Origin of the sequence: Bacillus pretiosus, from assembly GCF_051294775.1 — a bacterium.
In the GTDB taxonomy this organism is placed as follows: Bacteria; Bacillota; Bacilli; order Bacillales; family Bacillaceae_G; genus Bacillus_A; species Bacillus_A wiedmannii.
On the sequence record NZ_JBPPHF010000005.1, the window covers coordinates 63269 to 88116 of the forward strand.

At 32.4% G+C, this 24848-nt stretch carries 27 protein-coding genes and 1 pseudogene; 14 read left to right on the forward strand and 14 right to left on the reverse strand.

Features of this window, described 5'->3' with window-relative positions; translation table 11 throughout:
* The gene (locus tag ACSG5Z_RS23530; protein ID WP_098587473.1) at positions 1-453 is read left to right on the forward strand and encodes an SMI1/KNR4 family protein; all 453 of its coding nucleotides are present in this window, start codon (positions 1-3) and stop codon (positions 451-453) included.
* Between the two features lie 38 nt (positions 454-491).
* Here the strand turns inward: ACSG5Z_RS23530 and ACSG5Z_RS23535 are convergent.
* Positions 492-862, reverse strand: a pseudogene (locus ACSG5Z_RS23535) (nuclear transport factor 2 family protein).
* Between the two features lie 742 nt (positions 863-1604).
* Between ACSG5Z_RS23535 and ACSG5Z_RS23540 the strand changes: the two are divergent.
* Positions 1605-2297 (forward strand): DUF6037 family protein, encoded by a 693-nt coding sequence (locus ACSG5Z_RS23540; protein WP_000509528.1) that lies wholly within the window; start codon positions 1605-1607, stop codon positions 2295-2297.
* 481 nt (positions 2298-2778) lie between these two features.
* Here ACSG5Z_RS23540 and ACSG5Z_RS23545 read toward each other — a convergent pair whose 3' ends face one another.
* Positions 2779-3948, reverse strand: a complete 1170-nt coding sequence (locus ACSG5Z_RS23545) for a serine hydrolase domain-containing protein (protein WP_435712246.1) — start codon at positions 3946-3948, stop codon at positions 2779-2781.
* A 771-nt stretch (positions 3949-4719) separates the two neighbouring features.
* Between ACSG5Z_RS23545 and ACSG5Z_RS23550 the strand changes: the two genes are divergently transcribed.
* From ACSG5Z_RS23550 to xerS, 7 genes are all read left to right on the forward strand, one after another.
* Positions 4720-5937 carry a macrolide family glycosyltransferase gene (locus tag ACSG5Z_RS23550; RefSeq protein WP_435712247.1) on the forward strand — a complete coding sequence of 406 codons (1218 nt, stop codon included), beginning with the start codon at positions 4720-4722 and terminating at the stop codon, positions 5935-5937.
* Positions 5938-6395: 458 nt separating this feature from the next.
* Complete coding sequence (gene yqgA / locus ACSG5Z_RS23555; RefSeq protein WP_435712248.1) at positions 6396-6848, forward strand: cell wall-binding protein YqgA; 453 nt, start codon at positions 6396-6398, stop codon at positions 6846-6848.
* A 585-nt stretch (positions 6849-7433) separates the two neighbouring features.
* Complete coding sequence (locus ACSG5Z_RS32885) at positions 7434-7790, forward strand: hypothetical protein (protein ID WP_503827176.1); 357 nt, start codon at positions 7434-7436, stop codon at positions 7788-7790.
* 762 nt (positions 7791-8552) lie between these two features.
* Positions 8553-9245 carry an exosporium leader peptide-containing protein gene (locus tag ACSG5Z_RS23560; protein WP_435712249.1) on the forward strand — a complete coding sequence of 231 codons (693 nt, stop codon included), beginning with the start codon at positions 8553-8555 and terminating at the stop codon, positions 9243-9245.
* 485 nt (positions 9246-9730) lie between these two features.
* Complete coding sequence (locus ACSG5Z_RS23565) at positions 9731-10120, forward strand: hypothetical protein (RefSeq protein ID WP_435712250.1); 390 nt, start codon at positions 9731-9733, stop codon at positions 10118-10120.
* 260 nt (positions 10121-10380) lie between these two features.
* Positions 10381-11193 (forward strand): hypothetical protein, encoded by an 813-nt coding sequence (locus ACSG5Z_RS23570; RefSeq protein ID WP_435712251.1) that lies wholly within the window; start codon positions 10381-10383, stop codon positions 11191-11193.
* Positions 11194-11415: 222 nt separating this feature from the next.
* Positions 11416-12501 (forward strand): tyrosine recombinase XerS, encoded by a 1086-nt coding sequence (xerS, locus tag ACSG5Z_RS23575; RefSeq protein WP_435712252.1) that lies wholly within the window; start codon positions 11416-11418, stop codon positions 12499-12501.
* A 93-nt stretch (positions 12502-12594) separates the two neighbouring features.
* On the opposite strand, the gene ACSG5Z_RS23580 is transcribed toward xerS, so the two are convergent.
* The 5 genes from ACSG5Z_RS23580 to ACSG5Z_RS23600 all read right to left on the reverse strand — a co-directional run bounded on the left by ACSG5Z_RS23580 (position 12595) and on the right by ACSG5Z_RS23600 (position 16100).
* Positions 12595-13227: a hypothetical protein gene (locus ACSG5Z_RS23580; protein WP_435712253.1), complete on the reverse strand. Its 633-nt coding sequence runs from the start codon at positions 13225-13227 to the stop codon at positions 12595-12597.
* A gap of 319 nt (positions 13228-13546) precedes the next feature.
* Entirely contained in the window at positions 13547-14842 is a 1296-nt protein-coding gene (locus ACSG5Z_RS23585; protein WP_435712254.1) for a hypothetical protein, read from the reverse strand.
* 83 nt (positions 14843-14925) lie between these two features.
* Entirely contained in the window at positions 14926-15306 is a 381-nt protein-coding gene (locus tag ACSG5Z_RS23590) for a hypothetical protein (RefSeq protein ID WP_435712255.1), read from the reverse strand.
* Entirely contained in the window at positions 15303-15620 is a 318-nt protein-coding gene (locus ACSG5Z_RS23595) for a transposase (protein ID WP_435712361.1), read from the reverse strand. The genes ACSG5Z_RS23590 and ACSG5Z_RS23595 overlap by 4 nt, the downstream gene beginning before the upstream one ends.
* Before the next feature lie 30 nt (positions 15621-15650).
* Positions 15651-16100: a helix-turn-helix domain-containing protein gene (locus tag ACSG5Z_RS23600; protein WP_435712256.1), complete on the reverse strand. Its 450-nt coding sequence runs from the start codon at positions 16098-16100 to the stop codon at positions 15651-15653.
* A 237-nt stretch (positions 16101-16337) separates the two neighbouring features.
* Between ACSG5Z_RS23600 and ACSG5Z_RS23605 the strand changes: the two genes are divergently transcribed.
* From ACSG5Z_RS23605 to hfq, 3 genes are all read left to right on the forward strand, one after another.
* A complete protein-coding gene (locus tag ACSG5Z_RS23605; RefSeq protein ID WP_435712257.1) occupies positions 16338-17432 on the forward strand; it encodes a response regulator aspartate phosphatase in 1095 nt (364 codons plus the stop codon).
* Complete coding sequence (locus ACSG5Z_RS23610) at positions 17429-17560, forward strand: hypothetical protein (protein ID WP_000751017.1); 132 nt, start codon at positions 17429-17431, stop codon at positions 17558-17560. The genes ACSG5Z_RS23605 and ACSG5Z_RS23610 overlap by 4 nt, the downstream gene beginning before the upstream one ends.
* 157 nt (positions 17561-17717) lie before the next feature.
* Positions 17718-17903: an RNA chaperone Hfq gene (hfq, locus tag ACSG5Z_RS23615; protein ID WP_435712258.1), complete on the forward strand. Its 186-nt coding sequence runs from the start codon at positions 17718-17720 to the stop codon at positions 17901-17903.
* Positions 17904-18542: 639 nt separating this feature from the next.
* Here the strand turns inward: hfq and ACSG5Z_RS23620 are convergent.
* The 7 genes from ACSG5Z_RS23620 to ACSG5Z_RS23650 all read right to left on the reverse strand — a co-directional run bounded on the left by ACSG5Z_RS23620 (position 18543) and on the right by ACSG5Z_RS23650 (position 22251).
* Complete coding sequence (locus ACSG5Z_RS23620; RefSeq protein ID WP_435712259.1) at positions 18543-18881, reverse strand: hypothetical protein; 339 nt, start codon at positions 18879-18881, stop codon at positions 18543-18545.
* A 565-nt stretch (positions 18882-19446) separates the two neighbouring features.
* Positions 19447-20109 (reverse strand): hypothetical protein, encoded by a 663-nt coding sequence (locus ACSG5Z_RS23625; RefSeq protein ID WP_435712260.1) that lies wholly within the window; start codon positions 20107-20109, stop codon positions 19447-19449.
* Between the two features lie 23 nt (positions 20110-20132).
* Positions 20133-20426 carry an ArsR/SmtB family transcription factor gene (locus ACSG5Z_RS23630; RefSeq protein WP_435712261.1) on the reverse strand — a complete coding sequence of 98 codons (294 nt, stop codon included), beginning with the start codon at positions 20424-20426 and terminating at the stop codon, positions 20133-20135.
* 95 nt (positions 20427-20521) lie between these two features.
* Positions 20522-20932: a disulfide oxidoreductase gene (locus ACSG5Z_RS23635; protein WP_435712262.1), complete on the reverse strand. Its 411-nt coding sequence runs from the start codon at positions 20930-20932 to the stop codon at positions 20522-20524.
* Positions 20933-21008: 76 nt separating this feature from the next.
* On the reverse strand, positions 21009-21296 hold the full coding sequence (locus ACSG5Z_RS23640; protein WP_435712263.1) for a hypothetical protein: 288 nt from the start codon (positions 21294-21296) through the stop codon (positions 21009-21011).
* A 76-nt stretch (positions 21297-21372) separates the two neighbouring features.
* The gene (locus tag ACSG5Z_RS23645) at positions 21373-21573 is read right to left on the reverse strand and encodes a hypothetical protein (RefSeq protein ID WP_001014123.1); all 201 of its coding nucleotides are present in this window, start codon (positions 21571-21573) and stop codon (positions 21373-21375) included.
* Positions 21574-21606: 33 nt separating this feature from the next.
* Complete coding sequence (locus ACSG5Z_RS23650; RefSeq protein ID WP_435712264.1) at positions 21607-22251, reverse strand: thermonuclease family protein; 645 nt, start codon at positions 22249-22251, stop codon at positions 21607-21609.
* A gap of 747 nt (positions 22252-22998) precedes the next feature.
* On the opposite strand from ACSG5Z_RS23650, the gene ACSG5Z_RS23655 reads away from it, so the two are divergent.
* Together ACSG5Z_RS23655 and gdh are read left to right on the forward strand one after the other, a co-directional pair.
* Positions 22999-23856, forward strand: coding sequence for a RhaT/GlcU family sugar-proton symporter (locus ACSG5Z_RS23655; RefSeq protein WP_435712265.1), 858 nt, complete (start codon positions 22999-23001; stop codon positions 23854-23856).
* A gap of 16 nt (positions 23857-23872) precedes the next feature.
* Complete coding sequence (gene gdh / locus ACSG5Z_RS23660; protein WP_435712266.1) at positions 23873-24658, forward strand: glucose 1-dehydrogenase; 786 nt, start codon at positions 23873-23875, stop codon at positions 24656-24658.
* Positions 24659-24848 lie beyond the last annotated feature (190 nt).

A 24848-nucleotide genomic window follows, 5' to 3' on the forward strand; every position in this document is an offset into this window, starting at 1 on the left:
ATGAGCAACGTTACTTGGATTGGAGTAAATAAAAAAGAAATTACCGATGAAAACATTCAGAAAGTAGAACAATATTTCAATATTAAATTCCCTATGGATTTTGTAGAATGTGTAAAAAAATATGATAGTGGTTATCCAAGACCCAAAATATTTGATGTACCCGGACAGGATGAAAATGTATTTAGTAAGCTTTTAACTTTTGATTTAGAAAATAGAAATTCAATCATTCAAGTTTATGATGATATAAAAGATAGATTAGCAAATAAAGTATATCCCTTTGGTAAGGATTCATTTGGGAATCATCTGTGCTTTGACTACCGTAGCAATCCTGAATCACCGACAGTAGTATTTTGGGAGCATGAGGAAGAAAACATAGAGGAAGCAATACATCCTGTATGCTCAACATTTACAGAATTACTTGCTAGTTTACGTGATCTTGAAGAAGAAGATTGAGGTAACAAAAAAACGGCCTAGAATTCTAGACCGTTTTTTTATGATTTACTAATTTTCCAACCATCATCCGTTTTCTCTAGTTCAATTACGATTACTTTTTTTGGATTATCTTTATATACAGCATCAACAGTTACTGTAGCAATTTCATTTTTCTCTTCAACTTTTCGAATTTTATAGCTTTTAAGATCTTTGCTAACTGATTTCATTAGAACTGCATTTCCGCCTACAAAAGCAACAATTTTCTTTGCTTCAGGAGTGAATAACTCTCCACATTTCCTTCTTTTGCATCTTCGAAATACGCTGTAGCAACTTCTTCGGGATCACGATTATTTCCACATGCTGCAAGTGCTGTAACTGATAAAGCCATTAACACCATTAACATGATCATACGTGTAAATTTGTTCTTCATCCAAACCGCTCCTTATTTATAACTTAATTTAACTCTTAAAAAGAGCTAAATCACTTGTATAAGTATATAATAATTAAAACTGTAAAACTATATATATTTAGATATTACTTTTATGATTTTAGAGACATAAAAATAAAGGATAGTAGGGGAAATCTAGCTATTACTATAATATTGATTTCTGTTATATACATTAGTATAATAATAAAGTCAGAGCATGCTCTGATTAGTCAGCGTTATATTGGGGTATAACAGACGACATTCATTTTTAAAATCATAAAATCGGATTCACTTATATGAAAGATAAAAGCCCTCCTAATCAAAGGAGGGCTTTTATCTTTTCTTTTAAACTACAACATATACATGGGCAGAAACAATAGGATTCATAGAATCATACCAATCAATTCAGTCCTGCAAAGACGGTAGAGTAAATATTACACATTAAAAATAAAAATCTTATATTATTTGAAGTGTAAACCTGGAAAGAGACTCTTATTTTAGAGTTCCATTTCGGGTTTTTTACTACCTTAACGAACAGATAACGTCTAGTTCTTATATAAATCACTTTTTCAAGATTTATGTTACTGGTACTTATCCAGTTACTAAAATGGGTGGGGGGATGGATAACATTGCTAAGCGTTGCAGCACATGTATTGAAAAATTCCCCAATTATACCATACAATAAGAAGGTACACATAATTACTAAAAAAATAAATATATTCAATTTACGAAAAGGGGAATTAGCATGGGAGGAACCATTAAACTAGGAAGATTGTTTTCTTTATCAGAAGATATGTTACGACATGATATTGATTACCAGGTTGTAAATGGAATACGCTATAAAAACAATTTAGAAATATGTGCAATTTTCAAGCATGATTATAAAGATATAAATAATAAGAAAAAGTATGATGAAATTACAAATAAAGTATATACATTAGGCTTATTTAAAAGAGGAACTAGAGAATTTTTGGAATTACCATTAAAATACGAAGTTAAAGGGAAATATAAGTCATTTACATTACCATTAGTAGGCCCAAACGATAGTTTATACAAAGACCTTTGTGAGTTCTTGGAAATTGATTATACAAAAAACGGTCCTTTTAAACCACTAGATTTTTTCAAGGCTCTACATAACGCTATTCCAACAAAAGCTAGTATTAAGTTTAAAGATAGATTGGCTTGTTCATATTCATATCCTACCAGTAAAGATAATGAACAAGAAAAAATTTATTTTCGCAGTTTCCTTAATAATGATATAAATGGAAACAAACGGAGTTTAGAAAATAAAGCGAAAACGGAAAAACTTTTACCAGATGCTCATAAGGTTATTGGTACAAGGAATATTTCCGTATGTTTCACGCATACACCAAAAGATGAACAAAAAGAAAAAGAAGAGATCGCGTCTAAATTTAATGAACTCCAACCCCAAATCTAGCTCAGAAGAACCAGGCAAAAATTGCCCGGTTCTTTTTGTATATTTAACTGCTTAACATTCAATTTTTAGCAGTTAATTGAAAATTTAACATGATGGAGAGAATCGTTTATAAAATAATGTCAACTTTCTTGTCCAAATGGTTTAGACTTTCATATCTTTTTACAGTACGAGAATAACTACAGCAGGGGATAGTAACGCCTTTCTAACTGTCCGCAAATTTTAATTTAACGAACAGTTGACAAAAGAAAAACAACTTTGCTATACCCGTTTCAATAAAGGGTATATTTACCATATAAAAATACTATAAAAAAAGGATGATTATTTTGAAATCAGGGGTCACCATACACATCCATCAACTTAAGAAGAATAAACGCCACCTAAACAAAAAAACCCCAAATTTTTCTTGAAAATAATTTAGGGCTTTTGAACCAGAAAAGTATATTTTTAACTATGAAAACTACGATAAATTTTTCCTTTTTTCCTACTTACTAAATTCAGCAAGTAAAATATTTTTAAAAGGATTAGGACTATCAGTTCTACCCAAACTATTCCAATTGACGACCAACGTATGCTTGCCTCCAAGTTTACCTCCAACAAGAGTTGTAAACCCTAGAATGCCACCTGTGTGTCCCCATATCGAGACACCGCTTGGAAGCTTAGTTTCATAGATCCCAAGACCATATCCATCGATTCCTTCTTTTCCTGTAGGAACTGTAGTAAGCATTTGTTTTAGTTGCTGTTCCTTCAGTAATTTGCCACCGAGCAAGTAAGAGAAGAATTTGTTTAAGTCGTCAGCAGTAGAAATCATATCTCCAGCAGAGCTACCTGCACTTGGGTTATAATACGTAACATCTTTTAGCTCACTTGCTCCGTCTGGTTGGACATATCCACGGGCATGGTTAGTGCCTGGAATAACACTTGAATTGCCTGGTAGGAATGTATTCGACAATTCAAGTGGTTCAATAATCCGATTTTCAATCTCTTCCGCATAGCTGTTTTTGGTTACTTTTTCAATAAGCATACCCAGTAATACGTATCCTGTGTTTGAATAAGACCAGCCCTTTCCTGGTTCAAAGTCTGGGGGCAGAGAAATCCCCATCTTCACTAACTCTTCAGCCGTATACGATTTTTTTGTATCCGTAAAATCAGCGTCTTTTGACCTTGAGTATTCAGCGATACCACTTGTATGGTTCAATATATGCCGGATAGTAATCTTGTTACCATCATATCCATTTCCTTGAATGACACCAGGCAACCAGTCTTCGATGTAGTCGTCTAGATTCAGGCGATTCTCTCCAGCTAATTGAAGTACAACTGTTGCGGTGAATGTCTTCGTCACACTCCCAATGCGAAAGCGAAAATCTGTTTTCATTGGTTTCTTGGTTCTCAGATCCGCTATTCCAGCGGCATACCCCCACGTTTTTCCACCCTCAGAAGTTTTAGCAAGTATCCCCGGGTATCCAAGTTGCAATGTATCCCGCATTGCTTGCTTGACGGAAGTACGATCTCGTTGAGTATTTGTTTGTAACGAACTAGATACATTTTGAGTGGGCTCTGCTTTTACAATTGAGGTTGGTGTTGTATATAACAGGGAACTTCCAGCTATTAAAAGGGCCAGACTTGCACATGTAATTTGACTACGTATTTTCATAAGGCATTCCTCTTCTCTATTCATATAGTATCAGTGTTTGCTTACTGTTCCTTACTTCCTGACAAGACTTAGGGAAAGGCCCTCACACATATAGATTAAAGCCCCAGTACAAAGGTATCTATCAATACCAATAATTTGAGCCATTTAAATCTCCATCCCTCCTATAACAAAATTATTCAAAGGTATGAAAGCATATTATGTACCCTTAGTTATTGTTAGGATTAACACAACATGAGACATAACCCCAACCCATATTTTACTTTATTTATCCATAATATGTATTGAGAAAGAATGTAAATTCGAATCCTTTCCGTCCCCCAACTATTGATCGTTTTTTCACCTATTATAATTAGTTATTTTGAATTTCATAATAAAAAACTGTAAAAAAAATAGCGAGTCCCTTAACGTACAGGAAGCGGTTGAAAAATATGTCTATACGCACAATTTTCTTTTTTTGATATGGTGACCCCATCGCCATCAAGCTAAGGTTTTGAAGTACCCACTAAATGAAATTTTTCTTTCTCTACAGTTAGTTATTTTGAAAAGTCATCTCATTTTTTTTTTTTGGGGTGTTTCTTTTTCTTAAGTTGATGGATGTGGGGTCTCGCCACATATCCATCAACTTATCTAAATAAAATACCCTCTAAAAATTAAGGGTATCCAAAAATAAAAATAGACATTTATTCACTTCGTTTGTTATAATTCAAACAAAATAAAAAATCGTTTACTTTTTTACATTTAACGATATCAAATTTACTGGAGGGGATAAAGATGAAAAAAGCACTTTACATCAATATAAGTGGAGAAGGACACTTAAATCCAACGTTAGGATTAGTACAGGATTTAGTACAACGTGGAGACAACATTGTCTATTATTCATCAAATGATTTTGAAGAAAAAATCAAAAAAGCAGGTGCACAATTCCGTCCCATCAATCAAGAGGCACAAAGAGAGCTTTCGGAAAATATGAATCTTATGACTTCCCATCCTCAAGAGTACTTATTACACTTCCTTCATGCTATGGAAAGAATTACTGATTCCATTTTTGAAGAAATCTCCAAAGAAACATACGATTACATCCTCTATGATGCACAGTCTTTACCTGGAAAATGGGTTGCTCACCATAGAGGTTTAGCATCTATTGCAACTTGGACCACGTTTGCTTTTTCACAAGAACTAAAAGAAAATATGAACCTGACAAGAACAAGAAACATAGAACAAAAACAGGAACGTTTAGCCATGCTACAAGCATTTTTGCAATTAGAAGAAATAGCAAAAATGAAACAATATTTAGAAGGAAAATATGAAGTATCCCTATCTGATAATTTTTTACTTTGTCCGGGTTCAGGCGATTTGAATATTGTCTTTACTTCTCGCTATTTCCAAAGAAACAGCAAGGATTTTAAGGATGGCTATATTTTTATCGGTCCTTCCATTGCTGAAAATGAAACTCTAAATGATTTTTCGGTTGATGAATTAAAAGGAGAACGTGTGATTTATATTTCTATGGGAACCATAATTAATAATCAGCCTGAATTCTATCAAAAATGTTTCGTCGGTTTAAAAGATCTCAATGCGAAAGTAGTACTTAGTATAGGCAAACAATTAACAGTGGAGCAGCTAGGAGATATACCTGATAATTTTATTGTTGGTAACTATCTTCCACAATTAGATATACTGCGTCAAGCGGATGTATTTATTAGTCATTGTGGAATGAATAGCACAAGTGAATCACTTTATTTTGAAGTACCTCTAGTTATGCTCCCATTTATAAATGATCAGCATACGATTGCTGAGCGAGTATACGAACTTGGCGCAGGATTTATGTTAAATATCCAGCAATTATCGGCCGAGGATTTAAAACATGCCGTTAATGAAGTGTTGCAGCATTCGATTTACAAAGAGAATGCCAAAAAAATTAGTCAATCATTCCGTGAGGCAGGTGGTTATATCAAAGCTGTTGATGAGATTATTACATTTACTCGTTAATTCTGCTATGTATGCCACTCAAGGCCTATTAACTTAAGAATTTTATAACACCCTACAACAAGAATATAGAAGATAGAAGTAATGCTGGCAGTATCCCATACTCATCAAGCTAAGAAATTGAATACCCCATTACTATCAATTCTTAAGTTGATAGTAATGGGGTACAGCCACATCGCCATCAAACTAAGGTTTTGAAGTACCCCCTAAACGAAAATTTTCTTTCTCTACAGATAGTTACTTTGAGAAATTAGCACAAAATTTCGTTCTGAGGGTAGTTGTATTTTCTTAGCTTGATTGTGATGTGACGACACCCTCTATTTAGATATTTATCTTTTTTTGATTATAGAAAGGAAAGAATATTCATATACAGAATATTCAGAATACACTTGATAAATATACCAAAATTACCCATATTGAGAGGTAAATATGCTAATATTAAAATAACAATATAAAAAGGAGTGAAGAATTTGAAACATTTAACAAAATTAGTATTGGTATTAGGTTTAATGTGTAGTGGATTTTTTATTACATCCAGTAAAACTGAAGCAGCAGTAGGAGGTTGGTATAAAGTAACAGCGGGAGGACCTGATTGTAAAGCCAGAGTTTATACCGATCGCACCGAGTATGAAAAAACTCATAAAACGGTGAACGCTAAAATTGAAACGAGTGGAACATGTAGTAAATTATATTATGATATGGGACTTCCGTATTCTGGTTCAAATTCTGCTTTTCATGATATGACCAGTGGATACTTTTCCTCTAGTACACCACTAAAATCATTAAATATAAATGACACTTGGCATGGTACTAAGGAGAATACATTCGTACATGTTCAACTTTTCAAAAATGCAGCACATACCGAACTTGCCGGAGAATTGTTTTCGGCAAATCTCATTCTTTACCCTAGATAATTTATATAAAGACGCTCACCACCAGGTTGTACCTCATGTCGAGGGCATAAAAAGAGTAGCAAATGCTACTCTTTTTATTTTTTATCATAGAAAACCGTTCCACCAGTTAGGACAATAGCTCCGTTATCAGGATATACGTTATAAAGTTGTATTGAATAATAATCCTCTGACATTAAAATTAAGCCATTTTCATATAAAAAGTACATTTTTATCATTTCTAATGTCCGCTAATGCTTGTTGCGTTATCCAGTTCCATTGCTACACAAAGGCCAGAATAATATTAGAAAGATGAATCCATATAAAGGCTCTATTATCATAAAGAAGCCTGATTTTTTTAGGTTAAGCACTTTGATAAAGGAAAACAATACTATGTCATTGTAAACATAAATATACATGAGGATGTGACTAGGTATGTATAATAATCAATGAAATCCTAATAACGACGTACTTTTTCAAAATGCTATTTCGAATTTAAATACTAATCAACAGTATTATCCTAACTATGTTCCGAGTAATAACCCAAACTATCGGTATCATCAAAAAGCTTTTTCGAATGTAAATTTAAATAATCAATATACTCCAAATATAGATTCAAATTTTGAGCGAAAGTATTATGAACCAGCAACTCAATATGGTGAAGAAAGACAAGATGTCACAAGACTTAGTTTTAATGCTAATCTAAGTGAGGGGGAAGATCTTGGAGATGGTTTCTTTTCCTTTAAATGGGATGCATTGATTGATCAAAATGAATATATTACTGCGTTCCTCTTAGCGCCGCCTGGAATGAAAGCCATTAGTGGTGGTTGGGCTCCGCAAGCTTATGATTCTTTTTCTGTATTAGAGAGTTTTCCTTATAGGAGAGATCAATGGGTAGTTAGTGTATTAAATCCCCAAGGTAGTCTATCGCCTAGGAAAGTTACATTTTTCTTAATAGTCAAGTGATAAAAATATTTAAAATGTAAATATTTTTAATAAATTTTTTATTTTGGGATTTCTTATGTAGAACATAAATGAGTTAAACAAAAAACCTAGTAAAAACTAGGTTTTTTGTTTGAAAAAATACCATTTTCATCTTAATACATCTCTAATTTCACTCTATTTTATACAAATTTTTATAAAAGGTTCCAAAGTAAACTAATAAATATTAGTTTATAGTTTCTTGCTTCAACAAATACGTCAAAGTGAAAGTTTAGACTTTCTTGTCTAAACTATAATTTCATGAACAATTGTTGATAAATAGCCATTATCACAAAATTTTGTAGGTAGTTTCATGTCTCGATAGCGGGACATGAAAGTCTAAACTTTTTGAACTTAGGACAAGAAACTCTAAACTACTTAGTTAATAATATAAGATTCGGAAATAAATCTTATATTATTATTTTACTTTCAAATCCCCGTAAATTTCAACTTCAAACCAGAACCCTTAATATCCTTAAACACATAATGAAAATATACATTCAAAACATTTTAAAGTAAGATTTTTTGGGTACTAATAATAAGCTTTTATATTAAATAAAAATATGTGTTTTATACGATGGGGTTTTTCGGAAATTGATATATTAATTTTCATAATATAAGATATTTTTTTGATACTAATTTTAAGAAATTTTATTGCATATAATTTCTTATTGTACTTACATTTGAATTTTTTAATTTATAACAGGATTTTATTAGCTATAATAAAATTTTTTTGGAGGTGAATGTATGTATAATGAAGATTTTTGGAAAAGTATTTACCCTGAAGATATTTTAGTGGCTGCTGCATTAAATCCCAATTTAATCGGTCCGACTTTCCCGCCAATTCCTCCTTTTACATTTCCGACAGGAGGTACTGGAGCAACTGGGGATACTGGACCTACCGGAGCAACTGGGGATACTGGGCCTACTGGAGCAGATGGAACCTGTGAATTTTGCCAAGATGCAAATTTTTTAGATGGGCTTAATTCTACCCAATTTCTACGTTCAGATGTATCTGGTACTTTAAATGGAAATTTATTAATTAATGGTAATTTCACCGCAACAGGAACAAAGGCTGCTATCGTTCCACATCCAGATGGGTCATATCGAACTTTTTACTGTGTAGAGAGTCCTGAAAGTTGGTTTGAGGACTTTGGAATAGGTGAATTGGTAAATGGTTTAGCTACCATTCAACTTGATGCAGAATTTACAATGCTAATACAAAATAATAACTACCATGTATTTCTAACACCCGAAGGTGACTCAAAGGGTCTATTCATTAGTAAAAAAACTCCTACTAACTTTGAAGTTCAAGAACAACAAGAAGGAAATAATAATCTCAGTTTTAGTTATCGTGTGGTTGCTAAGCGCAAAGACGTGACAACACGAAGATTTGAGAGAATAATACTATCAACTGAAAAATTTCAATCTGACATTTAAAGTTTGCATAAATAAATAACATTATTAATAGTGTTCAATAAAGCTCATAGTTCTTAAATGACTCTGAGCTTTATTTTTGTATGAATTAATGATTTTACTTAATTAAGATTACATTATCATAGACAATTAATTTTTTAACATTAAGTTTATAGTTTCTTGCTTCAACAAATATGTCAAAGTGAAAGTTTAGACTTTCTTGTCTAAATAGTTTAGAGATTCATGTCCTTGTACAGTAAAAGGGGAGTTCTACTTCCCATCTTCTCAAGTGTTCGTTAAATTCACATTTAACGAACACTTGGATGATCTGATTTGAATGATATAATTAATATAAAGGATATGGTACACAACCATTACATTTATATTTAAGGTTATGGAAATCACTTAAATATTATAAAATGATATTAAAATAAATAGACGATACTTTAAAACCATACATCAATTTACTAGTCGCTGCACAGCATTTAGATAATAAAAGGAGTGGTTTTATGTTTCAAAGATTTAAAAATACATATTTGGTAGTTGCATTCTTTTCATTATTATTTGGAGGTCTTATTCTTTTTGGTGATATACATAGTCCCATTATATCCGGAGCAATGTATCTATTCGGATTAATTTATACCGTGTTTTTACCTGTCCTCAAAGAAAATTTCAAAGAAAAAGTTACTTCTAAACGTAGCATCTATTTAAACAATGCCGTTATGGATTTAGTATTATGGATTGCATCATTAATAGGCTTAACTAAACTAATTGATTCAGAGGCATTTAACGGTTCGGAAGTATTCATGTATTTATACGTGGTTACTCTTCTTATTCTGAAATATGCTTTAACAACATACTTTGATCTTGAAAAATACAATAAAGATTCCAAGGGATAATCTTTATTGTATTAAAAATGAGTGTAGAAAAACCCCACTCTAATTACTAAATTAAAGCATAAGGGTAAAATTGATTTTATCAGATTCATATTATAAAACAAACTGTGCAGTGACTAGTAAACTGATTTTTTATCTTGCTAATAAAGGTATTAGTTAAATTTCAATGGATGTTAGAATAAAGATTTGCTATAATCGACACACCCTACTACCCATTTAAAAATAATATTACTATAACAAGAGAAATGCGAAAGGAATTTTTTATGAAACAAATTTTAAATTGTATTGATATGGAACATACTTTTGACTCCATTTCATCTATTTTGGACGTCCCAATGAATCAAGTTACTTCATTCTTAAAAGAAAATAAGTGGAGAATTTCTAACGATAAAGGTTTCTGGAGATATGATAACCTAGAGTTTAGTGATATACAGGAATATTTTAATTTTGATATGAAAACTTGTTTATTTGATGAAATAGTTGTAAATCATATTACAGCTATCCTAGATAAAAAGAGTTTTTTAGAAGTAGGTTTGTTAAACCTCAAGGGACTAGCTACTCAAAAGAATAGTTTTACTGAGTTTCTTAATAATTACGATATAAATATCAGGATTGATAATAATGGTAATATCAATTGGTATCATAATAATAAACAAATAACATCGGACTATTTAAAAGTTCGCTCAAGTAAAGATAAACGTATCAATGGCTTTTTATTTGGTGGACAGGCTCCATATGATTCTAATATACGTGATATAAAAGAGTGTCCAGAAATTTTAAAACATATAGCGAATGTCATTATAGAAGATTCCCAAATACCAAGAAATTGGACAAAGCAGGCCATTCCTTCTCTAATTTCTTTCAAAGTAAAGATTGAAGATATAGATAATACAACATATCCTGAAGCGCATTCAATTGATGAAATAAGACAGTCATGTATTTTAGATGTATTTAATTACCTGCTACAGACATATGCATTTTGCCCAATCGGTCGTGCAAAAATGATATTCCTTAAAGAAGATATTTCAATCCCCCCTTCTAATATTATTAGTATAAAAACATTAGATGAAATTTAAAACTGTTCGTTAAAAGTGTATTTAACGAACAGTTTGATGAATTTCAAAGAATTGAGTATAGTAGAGGTATCAATTATATATTGATACCTCTCTTCTTTTACAAAAAAACTAGTAAGGTGTCCAATATGTAAGCAAAATATTTATTAAAATAGCATTTTATCGCACGAATTTTAATAGTTAGTTTAAATATTCATTTATGATATTCGATTTGAGGTGCACAGCATGAGTAATAAGGAAAAAGAAAAATTTAAAATATTGGTAGATAAACATAAAAATAAAATGCCCTGGTATATCATAGAGTACGCAGAAATGAAAACAGCCCTCTCCCCCGCTACATTATATGCTTACATTACTGAATATGAAAAGTTTTTAAAATGGCTTGTTAATAATCGGCTTGCTGTTGATAATGGTAAGGTTGTTACAGACATATGTGATGTACCCATTACAACCCTAGAAACTTTACCGTTAAACGAAGCGAGATCGTTTCAAAGATACCTTCAGGGAGAAGGAATTGAAACAAGAGCTATCAATAGGACATTCTCAGCATTAAAATCCCTATTCAAGTATTTGGCTCAGAATACCGAAAATGAACACGGAGAAAATTACATCTCACGTAATGTTATGGAGAAAATTGAGCTGCACAAAGAAAAAGTAGATGCAGCTGCAAGAGCAGATGATGTTGCAAACATGATATTTAATGAAAAGGATGATGTAGCCTTTCTTCAATTTTTAGCAAATGATTACGGGGAAATGTTGAAAGATATATCACCAAGAAAGTACAGTTTTTTTCAGCGGGATAAAGAAAGAGATATAGCCATCATAAGCCTCATTTTAGGCACTGGCCTTCGAGTATCTGAAGTAGCTAGTCTTACTATCTCTAGTATAAACTTCCGCCAGGGAACGGTAAAAGTAACGCGTAAAGGCAATAAAAGATCGTCCATATTAGCTACCCGCTCCTGCTTAGATGACGTTCAAGAATATATTAAAGTTCGTCCTAGTAAATATAACTGCCCTCAAGATGAAGATTTACTTTTTGTTACAAATTATAAAGGTAAATACACGCAGCTAACAGTTAGAGCTATACAGAAATTAATTGATAAGTATACGAGTGCATTTGATGAGAAGCGTAGCCCACATAAACTACGGCATACATATGCTACAAATCATTATAAAGAAAACAAGGACTTAGTATTACTACGTGATCAACTTGGCCATACTTCTGTTGAAGTAACTAGTATTTATACGAATATTAATAACGAGAAAAAACGTGAAGCTGTTGATCGATTGGAAAGAAGACAACTTGAATAAAAAAAGGATATTTCCGTTAACGGAAATATCCTTTTTTACTGTTTATATAAACTAAACGTATGGGATTGAACAATTAAGAAGGACCTGATTATTTTATCGTACAAATGTTGGATAAGCTTTTTCTGTAGCATTAATCCACTCTGCTACATCATTAAGCATGCTCTGCACCTCTTCATGAGACAAGCCATCTTCAGCAGCTTGGTTCCATATATCTACCATAACATCTCCTAAATTATTCGGGTACACAATGCTATCGTGTCGTAAGCTTGGAATTAAAACTTCAAGAGCATCTTTTCCGGACTGCCCATTATACGTCATGTGAGAAACATGCCACCCCTCTTCATTACGGGTAAGTGTATACAGGTCATTATGACCCCATCTACGTGAATAAATCTGCATCTCAAATGAATTTCCTATCGTTTGGTCTTCTGGGTCATTATTAGCATCGGTATCATCCAAATAAGCTAATAAATCCTCTACTGCGTGGATACTACGATAGAAACCTGCCTCTTCTGGTTGCATACCACTATTCTCTATCATATATTGATGATGTCTTGGATGCGGTTCAAGAGACATGTGTAGCTCGTGTGCTACGTCTGCCATTTGTTCAAATAACTGATCATGTTCTGGGTGTGCCTGCCCATTAGTAGCTTGCTTAACTAATTCTAAATTCTTTTCAATTATTGCGCGTTGCTCTTGTTGTACTGCATTTAATTCTACATTCATTGCTAACCACTCCTATACATTTATTGAAAAGAATTTTATATAACACACAAGCTGGAAGTCCTGCAAAACAAACTTTAAAAGTTACCAATTCTTTCTAAAAACAGTATATAGTCAAAGATAGTCAAAGTCAAATTATTTGATTATTAATTCGTCTTTTGATTATATTTCCTACAGTCGACTTCTTTGGTTTTCACTATATCGGTGAGTTCATTTTCATTTATAATACTATTAACAACATATTTCGAAATCAATGTACAAATTTGTTTATCACTATTCTACAACCAAAAATCCGGTACCACCGACAGATTTTGGTTGTATTTTATATTCTTTTAAAGAACTCACATAATTCCTGGTCTCCATTACTAATTACATCTTTTATATATTGAAGGATCTCTGGATGTTGAGTTAAAACTTCTTCTAACTCACGAAATACTGAGGGATTTTCCAAATCAACTAAAGTATTGTTTAATAGAGTAGCAAATCTCTCACCATCATCATCAGTCATTAAACAATATTTCACAAAATAAGCCAATTCTACAGACTTACCATTGACTTTGGAATATGAAAATGCTTTTCCATTATGTAAACCTTTCATCATATTTTCTTTTATATAGTCAAAAAAGCCCTGACTTTTCAGTAATAATATTTCTTCATGCCTTAGCCCTTTTAAATCACAACTTACACGTACGACGAGTTTTTTTGATTCGGTAGAATCTAATAAACCATTCCTTATGCATGTACAAAGTATACTGACTGCATTGGGGTTATTAGCACTTAGCCAGCCTGGTAAATCCTGATTTATAAATTTACTTATTACAGGTTTTTTTTCAGCATGACATTTTAAAAACCTTACAGGGAACAGCATTATGAAAGTTCCAAAAATTTCATCGTCATGAATTAAAAAATTATTAAAATTATTACTAATATGTAAATTTTCACTAGAATTTATTGTTTTCCAAAATTCATGTGCTTTACTAGAAGAGTCACCAATACGGTAATTTCTATTCTCTTCAAAGTGATTGTGTATTTCAACAAATAATTCAGAGATATTATTATTTTCAGCTAAATGAGGGATCATTCTAACAATCTCATGTACCTTGTCTGGATAATTAAAATAAACGTTATCAAAATAGTCTTCAAGCTCGCTCAATAAGAAATCTTTGCTACCGTTAATTACTAACTTAGGAAGAATTGACTGTATAAATAGCCAAAAGGATTCAACGTGCGCAGCTGCAATTAGATTATCTTTAGAATGTACACAGTCATTCCTTAATGCTCTCCAATATTCCATTTGTGCAATTCTGGATTTGCTAATTTTAAAGTAACGACTATGCGTTTGCCCTTCATTAATTAAATCAAACACCTTATTTTCCCAATCATCTTCGTTTGAAATTCCTTTCTTTTTGTTATTCCATTCGCCCACAGATATTTCATTAGGAGTATGCGAACTTTCTAACACTCTATATTTCACTACATTTAAGAAAAATAAGTATGACATGATATATGATGATCTGTAGGCTCCTACTTTATAACAAAGTATCCCTTCTTCAATAAAACTCATAGCAGCTTCCGGAAACTCTATTTCACTAATAAACTTTTCAATCTCTAATTTCATTTTCTTTTCTCCTTTAACTTTTTCACTATCTAAAGAATATTAATTTAAGTTTCTTTTTATAAAAATATTATGAATGTAGGATACTAATATGACAACTCATCTTTTAACTCTTCAAGATATACATCCCTAACTAATTTACAGAAGAAACCTATATATTCCCCGAAATAATCGCTAAATTGCTTTATAAACCCTTCTCTTTCTTCTGTATGATGAGACCATATTGACATACTACCCATCAATTCATCTATCTCTCTTTCAATTTCTTTTAATTCACCTGGCGATATACCTTGCGGGTAATCATTAAACCATTCCAACCAATTCGCAAGTAGCTCCTCCACAGAGGATACTCCGGATTCTGAGCAGAAATCAAATTCTCTTTTTCCAGCTGTAATAAATGTGTCTAAATCATTTAAAATTAGACGGATTATATATGAAGCACTAACATTTCCGATACTATGTTTCATATGTTCACCTCCTCTTCATTTTTTTCTTCCAATGAAATATGTTTGTTATACCATTTATTTATTTTTCCTTTGTAATACTTTTCGACTTCGTAATCCGGAATCCAAATTTCACAATCATAGATTTTACTCATTACTATTTCTAAAACATCCTCATGTTCTCTCGGTTTCAATCTATGGTTATGAACTTTAATCTTCTCAATATAAGCCTCTCTCAGCCAAGTTGATATGGTTTCACGCTGTTTTTGCTTTAGGTGCGACCATTTCTTATTAGTTTGAAGTAATTGCCCCTTAGAATTCCTTGTATGATTCTTTATTGAATGCTACCTCCCCTCTTTTATTTTTACTTATTTTTTATTCGAACCGAAAACACAGTGCATTCCAAATCGAGTCACAGCATATGTCGTACCAATTTTACGGATTGAGCCTTTTGGGAAATCATTTATTCTTTTACGTAATGTCGATGATTCGATTCCCCACTCTTCTATTGCATCCGTACTACTCATAATTTCGTTATCCAATAGATTAAGTTCTCCCCATTCTACATCTTCAAAATTAAATCCATCCATCTCTAACTGCTGCAGCATGTCTCTTTCGTCCCCTTTTACCGCAAACAAATTATGATCCTCTCCCTGCTGGACTTCTTCTAGCACTTCTACATTTAGATAATCATGGTTAGTTACCTCGATCGTACTATTCTCAGATATATAATAATAGCTACCTTCTTTTACTTTGAATATAGCCTTGTTCCATATGCCATCTGCACTAGTACCCTCAAAAATCCGTTTCGCTTTCATATTTATTCATCCTCCTTCCACGCAAACGTGATATATTCCGGCTCACCTCAACCGTATCACGTTTGCGTGAAAGGTTAAAGTGAGAATTATGATTCAAATATAAGCGGGACATTTAAATTAATTAACTTTTCTGAATTTTGTTGAAAAACAATTCTAAAGCAAGTAAATGCTACGGAGATTTTGATATAATGGTAATATATAACATCAGCAGACTTCTATAGGATGGGGGAATATATAATGATTGTTTCAACTAAGGGGAACAATGAAATTACAAAGCTACTAAACGATTGGTATCTTGAAATACGCTCAAGACGTATAGGTAATGCTCATCAATTAAAAGAAATAATTGATTCTAAGATTCATAGTATTGAAGAGGATCAGAATTTATTGCTCTACTACTCACTACTAGATTTTAGATATCAATTTGTAATTGATAATTTAAGCGTTTCAAAAAGCAGTTTTGACAAAGTTGAGGCTTTTGATATGCCTACAGATAATTTCTTAGCTTATTATTATCACTTTTTCAAAGGGATTCATGCCTCTACTATTGGCGAATATCAAATCGCAAAAGAGAGTTATGAAAACGCAGAAAAACTTTTAGACTGCATTCCTGATGAATTGGAAAAAGCGGAATTTTATTATAAAGTTGGAGCTTTCCATTATGACATATATCAAGGGCTCTTATCTTATAAAAAAGTATCAGAGGCAAGAGAAATCTTTGCTCAACATGCTGGGTATGAGATTAATGTCGCTTTTTGTGATAACCTTATAGGCTTAGCTTGTACTCATTTGAGAGAATGGGAACTCGCTGAAGAATATTTCACGAAAGCTATGGATATGTTCCGAAAAGTAGACGAAGAGCAATTTATTTTAATGGTGCGTCAAAATTTAGGGTTAATGTATGCTACTCAAAACCTTTCACCATTGGCTATTAGATATCTTTCAGAAGTAAATCAAAAAATGCCTAACAATTATAAAGCACTATTTATTGAGGCAAGGGAACACATGAAAGAAGGAAATCACTCCGTTGCAAAAGATCTCATAGCAAAAGGACATTCAGTATGTGAAGAGGTTGAAAATATAGAGTATCTTCACCATTTTAAAATATTAGATGCAATGAATGGAGATTTTCCTGCCGAAGCACTTGAAAGAACAGTGTTAGAAGGCGTATCATATTTTAAAGAGCAAGAACTTTTTGAATATATTAAGGAATACGAAGAATATCTTGCTACTGCATTTTATAAAGAAAATAACCATGTTAAAGCAAGTCAATATTTCTATTCATGTTCTCAAGCAGGAAAAAAAGCTTTTGAGAAGGAGGCATTAAAATGAAAAAGACAATTCTCGGTTTAGTTGGTGTAATTACTATTTTTACTTTAATGTTTGGTGCTCAATCCCCTACAGAAACACAGAAAGCTATTGATGTTATTCAATATGCACATGGAAATCATGGTGGTTAAGGTTGTAATATAATTCAGCGAGCATAAAGTCGTAGGATATGCTCACGGTCATACTGGCGGATGATAAAAAAACAAAGGTCTTCACTTCATTGTGAGGACTTTTGTTTTTTATAAATACACCCATATAATACTATTTAAATAGTGGAGGGAACTATTAATGTATACACAAGAAGATTTTTATAAAAAATTAATAGAAGAACAAAGAGTAGTAACAATATTCCTAATAAACGGTGTTAGATTACCTGGAATCATTATGGCTATGGATAAATTTTCAGTACTGATCTCCTATAATGGCAAACAACAATTCCTTTATAAACAAGCGATTTCAACAGTTGCTGTTTAAACGATTTTGAACTCCGGTGTTTCATTATTAATATGTTCCACTTTAAAATTGAATTTGAATTATATTAATGTGCGAATCAATAAAAAAGAATCCTTAATAAAAGGATTCGCCCCAGGAAGATATAGAGATACATAAATAAAAAGAATTAATTATATTATAATATAAAAACGAACGAAACATATTGAGAAACAAAAAACAAGATTTTATATTCTTACTATTAAATATAAAATGATTATGAGTCAAGTACAACTGCTCTCTAACCCTTTTAAAAGAACCCTTTATCATGTAGGAGATTCTTTTACTTTATACAGATTATTCTTGTTATAACAATTGTATTTGTATAAAATGTACTTGAGACTATTTTTGGTTTCTATATCTATCTACCTAATTTTGGCCTGTGTATACAGGCTTTTTTTATTTGATATAGAAGAAAAATATTTGCTATACTAAATTCGCACAATATATGCAAAATCACAAATGAAATAGGGGCAGCCTGGCATAACTGCCCCTATTTCATTTGTATTCTCATAGTTTCCTTTATAAATCTAGTGAATTACATTTCTTCTTGGGTGTTTTTGCCCATTCCCCGAAAAAGGGGAATAAGAACTTATGATAGGAGCGATAGACTTGAATGAAGTGTTAGACTAAAAAGTCTTGAATGTCTTCTAAAACAGTAATTGTGATAATGACATTTATATTTCTCACGTCTATACGTGGTGGCCACTCGACGTGCAGATAATACTCTACTCCACCAGTACCACCACCCTCTGGGTCATGAGGGCCAATATTGGTTACATAGACATTTGCATCACCTAGGTGGGGTCTACCATCGCCGCCAAAGACTCCCCCGTAGAATTTCCATTCCGCAGCAGTGATTATAACTGCTGATTTCTTGTTAATTATCCCCCAGTTGAAATTTAAGGGTTTTCTGCCGTCCATGTACAAATCTCGATAGAGTATCCGTATTGAGCTAGCCATACTGCTTTCCTCCTTCTCCTGTGAGCATCTCACTAACTTCCGAAATTTTATATATACAATACAATTTTCACGAAAATAAGTTTAAGTCGTTTCAATGAAACTTTGATATAGAGAATGAGTTTTTGTTCTAAAAACTAGTGATTTTCAATATACTTTAAACTAGGTAATTTTTGCTCCAAAAACAATCGTTGCGGATATTTTCCTTTTATATCAATATCTATAGTCTTAACGTACATTTTTAAATGTTGTTTTCCCCTCTAATAATTAGTTGGAAAATGTATTCTTAAAATATTATTTAAGATATGAACCAAGAAAAAAAATATGCCAACAAATCATATATTTATTTCATGCCCAACAACTTAAGATAACAAATTACACCAAAAAACAAAAAATCCCTCAGACAAGCCAAGGGACCACCTATTTATACAAAAATATCACCATTTTCTATGAAGCTCCTCAATTTATAACCAACCTTCGACTTTAGTAGTAATCCATAAAATCAGTTGAGACTGCACCTGATTTTTAATGTATTATTATAAACATCTAAAAAGATATAATGATTTAATTAAAAACCACCACAGTCTCCTCCACCATCACCAGAAGAGCCACATCCCAAGCCAGTAGTTGTATCATTTTGGAATACTGAAGTTGTTGTAGCAACGCTTAGTGCTACACCTAATGCAACTTGTGTCGTATTACTTGTTTCATCATTAGATTCAAGTTTCTTATTCTTTATCTCTACATTTCCTTGTTTTCTAGATTCAGTATTTGTTGGCTGAGAAGAATTAATAATGACGTTGCTATTTTGATTAAATACACGTCTCTTACTCTCTTCATCTACTTTATTTCCATCACTTTTGCTTCCACTTTTACTTAATTTATTCACATAAACAGTAGCACTCGCTGTTCCTGTATCTTTTATATTAAATTCATTAATATTGTAAAAGTTGTTTTTTTGTAAATTTGCTATTTTTCTTTTCAGCTTAAAAATCTCATACCCCGATATGAAGGTTGACGCTATAGTAAATAAAAGAATCCAAGTGTCAAATAACAAATTGCTTACAATGAACAGTTGATCAATTGATTTTCCCAAGACATAAAACATGGATAACAACATAATCTGGAAGCTAACACAAAATATCCACAATGCTTTTAGTTCCTTTTTTTTTCGACCAATTTCATATTTCATATTTTTTATTTGATTTTCATTAGATATATTTAACTTCATATTATCATCCCTCTTATGTTTTTTTATAAACCTAATACACTCACAATTTGACATGCTTTGGAATTCGCAATATAGTAGTACATCTCCAACCCTTTTCTTTCTGAACGAAGAATCTTCCCACGCATTTTAGATAAATGCTGAGATACGGTAGATTGAGGGACATCTAATAGCTCTGTTAATTGTGTTACATTACAAATCTTACGATGTTCTAACTCTTTTACAATTTGCAGCCTAACTGGGTGAGCCATGATTTTTAGTAATTCTACATCCGCCTCCGGAATTCTGTTCATTTCTTTATTTAGTTGCATTGTTGTCATTTTTGTTGTCTCCTTAATGTTTTTTAGTTTTATTTTAATTTCGATTTTGAATGTTCTAATTTGTATTTAAATTTATAGAGTTCTTATTTTTTATCCTATTTACTGTCCGGTTTTATATATAAAAATACAATAATAGCTAAAAATCCGACAAACGATAGCATAGGTATTGAGATGAAACCGAATAAATTTAAGTAATCCTCTGTACAAGAAACTCCTAATGAACAAGTCTTCATCTCACTAATAGGAAACGCTTGAATTGTAATTTGATATACAGATAACATTAAACCCATACACGCAAATGGAAATGCATACGTGCTGACGTGCGGATCTCTTCTATACATTCCTATCCCCAATATTAATACTAATGGATACATGGCCATTCTTTGGTACCAGCACAAATCACATGGCGGCAGCTTCATCCATTCACTAAAAAACAAACTAATTAACATTGCACTAGTAGCTATCGTCCAAGCAATTGCAATGTGGTACTTACGAATCCATTCCATTTTATGTTCTCCCCACACGATTTTAGTTGCTTTGAAGGTTTTATAATAAGGATGTGATATTATCTCAATTATCTATTTAGAATGTCACTAACTTATTTCCGTATTTGGAATAACCGGTTTCAATGGATAGTATCCAATCATTTAGATCTTCCCAGTCATACCCCTTATCTTTCAACTCTGGTGGAAAGCAATTCTCAAAATCATCACGCATTCCGTACATAGTTTCTAATGCTGTTTCTAGTGGACCGAATCTATATGCAATATGTGTTTTCACTCGTTTGTTTTTCTTTTCTGCTACAGCCAAATATACATATCGTCTTTCCTTTGCTAAAACAAACTTCAAAAACCCTGGTGTTTGACTCATCTAAAACATGTCCCTTTCGGTTTTCCTTACCCTTTTCTTTTGTATACGAGTAAGGAAAACAAGCGCTTTGGTCGTATTAATTTAAGAGGTGTCTCATTTTTTTGCTTTGAAAATACAAGAACACACTCATCATGACAATATTTATTACACCAGCTGCAGCTCCAATTTTTGATATAACATATACATATTCATTACCGCTAAATGGAAATAGACTCAAAAAAATAAAGAAAGTAGAAATAAAAAAAGATAAGAGCATGTTTCTTTTGTTCCCATTCATTCATGAAACCTCCTTTTGGAATAAGTATTGATATTAAGCTGCATCATTACGGTTATAATGCCGGTTCTTTTCATCTACAAATCCTTTAATGCTCCACACGCCAGCCTTTAATTCTTTTGCTTCTTTTTCTGCTTCTAGCATTTCAGGTAGAAATGTAGTATTAGGTCTAGAAATATAGGCTATAATTCCGTAACCTGACTTGACCATTAATTCGTTGATGTGTATTCCATCACAAAATACATAAGCCAATTTCCTACCGTATTTGTCTTCTTTTGGTCCTCGATCATAAACCATGGTCACCCTTTTCCCTTTTAGCTGTTTCTTTAAAAAGGAAGAGGCTTCTTTTCCCATCTTTTGTGGTGGGATTTTTTGAGATACAGACTCAGGGGTATCTAATAACAGTAACCTTACCGTCTGTTTCTTGCTCTTTACGCTCACGTCTATCGTATCTCCGTCCTTTATATGTAATACCTTCCCTTTAACAGTCTCTAAGCCTTTTATTTTCCCTTTATAAGATTCTGGAATATCAACAATACCTTTCCCTTCCACGTGTTGTTGTATCCCGTTTTGTACTGCTTGGGCAGGTCTTGATTCATTTTTTGTTTGCGTCGAATTGCTACATGCTGTCATTTGAAATACGAATGATGTTATACAAATAGCCTTAATCCATATTTTCATATCGAAATTTCTTCCTCCTAATCAAAATACGTAAATAGCTACATCTAATAAACAAACGGACTCTCTATTGTATCTACTTCTCGATAATTACAACATAGGCAAAACTGTATCCATTTTGGATAATCATTATAAAGTGCTCTAAATGAGCGTTTCTTACAATTCGGACATATTGACACTATGTTTTTTTCATTCTCTTCCTGACTTTTCAATTTTTCAAAAGCAATATTAGTAGATGCTATACTAGTGGTACACAATATATATCCCCCTTTTGAGCCTTGAAATCTCAAACAAATAAAAAAGGACACACCTATGGCATATGTATGCGTAGGTGTGTCCTTTTGCAAGATAGTTTTAGAAGTATTTTGTTACTTTCATCATATCATATTTCTTATTAATTTTATATATAGAATTTAAGATTTTGCGATGTTATTTCTTTTTCTCATTTATAAACATAATACGTTGTTTTTGTATAACATAGCTTAATTTTGCATCAAGTTTTTCTCCATTATTCCTATTTTCAAAACCTGAGATTGTATTGATCATATTCTTTTCTAATAACTTTTTTAATTTCGTGCTAGTTATTTTCTTTTTCAACATGATGTTATTTTTCTTTTATTTTGGGTAAACACATATTAGAGGTAGAAAAACGGAAAACTTCTCTTATTCTAAAATAATTCCCTCGACACAAAGATACTGTCTCGTACAAGTATTCAACTTAACAAATATGTTTTAGGAAGGTTAGAAAAAATGGATATTTTATTAGCGATTTTACCAGCCTTATTTTGGGGAAGTATTGTACTCTTCAACGTTAAACTAGGAGGCGGTCCTTACAGTCAAGTACTTGGAACTACCCTTGGCGCTTTAGTTTTTTCTATCGGTGTTTATATTTTTATAAAACCCGTTTGGACGCCTATGGTGATAATTATCGGGATTATATCAGGCCTATTTTGGGCATTAGGACAAGCCAATCAATTGAAAAGTATTGATTTAATTGGGGTTTCTAAAACAATGCCTATTTCAACAGGAATGCAATTAGTTTCGACTACTTTATTTGGGGTCATTGTATTTCATGAATGGTCAACAACAACATCTGTTGTATTAGGTGTTCTGGCACTTCTTTGTATCATTATTGGAATCGTTCTCGCATCTCTCCAAAACAAAGAAGAGAAAAACAATGAACAAACAGGAAATTTCAAAAAAGGGATTGTGATTTTATTAATTTCAACTCTTGGTTACTTAGTATATGTGGTAATTATCCGCCTATTCGGTATAGACGGATGGTCAGCGTTATTACCACAAGCCATTGGTATGGTGTTAGGTGGAATCCTATTAACCTTTAAGCATCAACCATTTAATAAATATGCAATTCGCAATATTATTCCTGGTTTAATTTGGGCAGCCGGAAATATGTTTTTATTTATTTCCCAGCCACGTGTAGGGGTGGCAACAAGTTTTTCCCTTTCCCAAATGGGGATCGTGATCTCAACTTTAGGTGGAATTTTTATATTAGGTGAAAAGAAAACAAAACGACAATTTATTGCAATTGTCATTGGAATTATTTTCATTATTGCAGCTGGCATTATGTTAGGAATTGCAAAAGGATAAAAAGGAGGAAAAAATTATGTATACAGATTTAAAAGGGAAAGTTGTTGTTATTACAGGTGCATCCACAGGATTAGGAAGAGCGATGGCAATTCGTTTTGGAGAAGAACAAGCCAAAGTTGTAATTAATTATTATTCAAACGAATCAGAGGCAAATGAAGTAGTACAAGTAGTTAAGCAAGTAGGTGGAGAAGCAATCGCGGTAAAAGGAGATGTAACAGTTGAATCAGATGTTATCAATCTCATTCAATCTGCTGTGAAAGAATTTGGTACACTGGATGTAATGATTAATAATGCGGGTATCGAAAATTCAGTACCTTCACATGAAATGCCATTAAGTGATTGGAATAGGGTAATTGCTACGAATTTAACAGGGGCTTTCTTAGGGAGCCGGGAAGCAATTAAATATTTTGTTGAGCATGGTATTAAAGGTAGTGTTATTAATATGTCAAGCGTTCACGAGCAAATTCCATGGCCATTATTTGTACACTATGCAGCAAGTAAAGGTGGCGTTAAGCTAATGACAGAAACATTAGCACTAGAATATGCACCAAAAGGTATCCGTGTAAATAATATTGGGCCTGGTGCTATGAATACGCCGATTAATGCTGAAAAATTTGCGGATCCAGAAAAACGTGCCGATGTTGAAAGTATGGTTCCTATGGGATATATCGGAGAACCGAAAGAAATTGCAGCGGTAGCAGCATGGCTTGCTTCTTCACAAGCGAGCTATGTAACAGGTATTACACTGTTTGCTGATGGTGGTATGTCGCTATACCCATCTTTCCAAGCTGGACGTGGTTGATTGATATATAACTAAATTAGTTACTTTCAATAAGTTTAAATGCGGCAGTTAGCTTTTTTATTGAATAACTTTTTAATTATTCGTGACATCACATGCATTTTGCAAAAAATAAACTTTTCTTTCTGTAGAATTATAGGAAAGGATAAAGTTATTTTATTTTAGGTTTACAATTTCGCTTTAGTTAAATGCC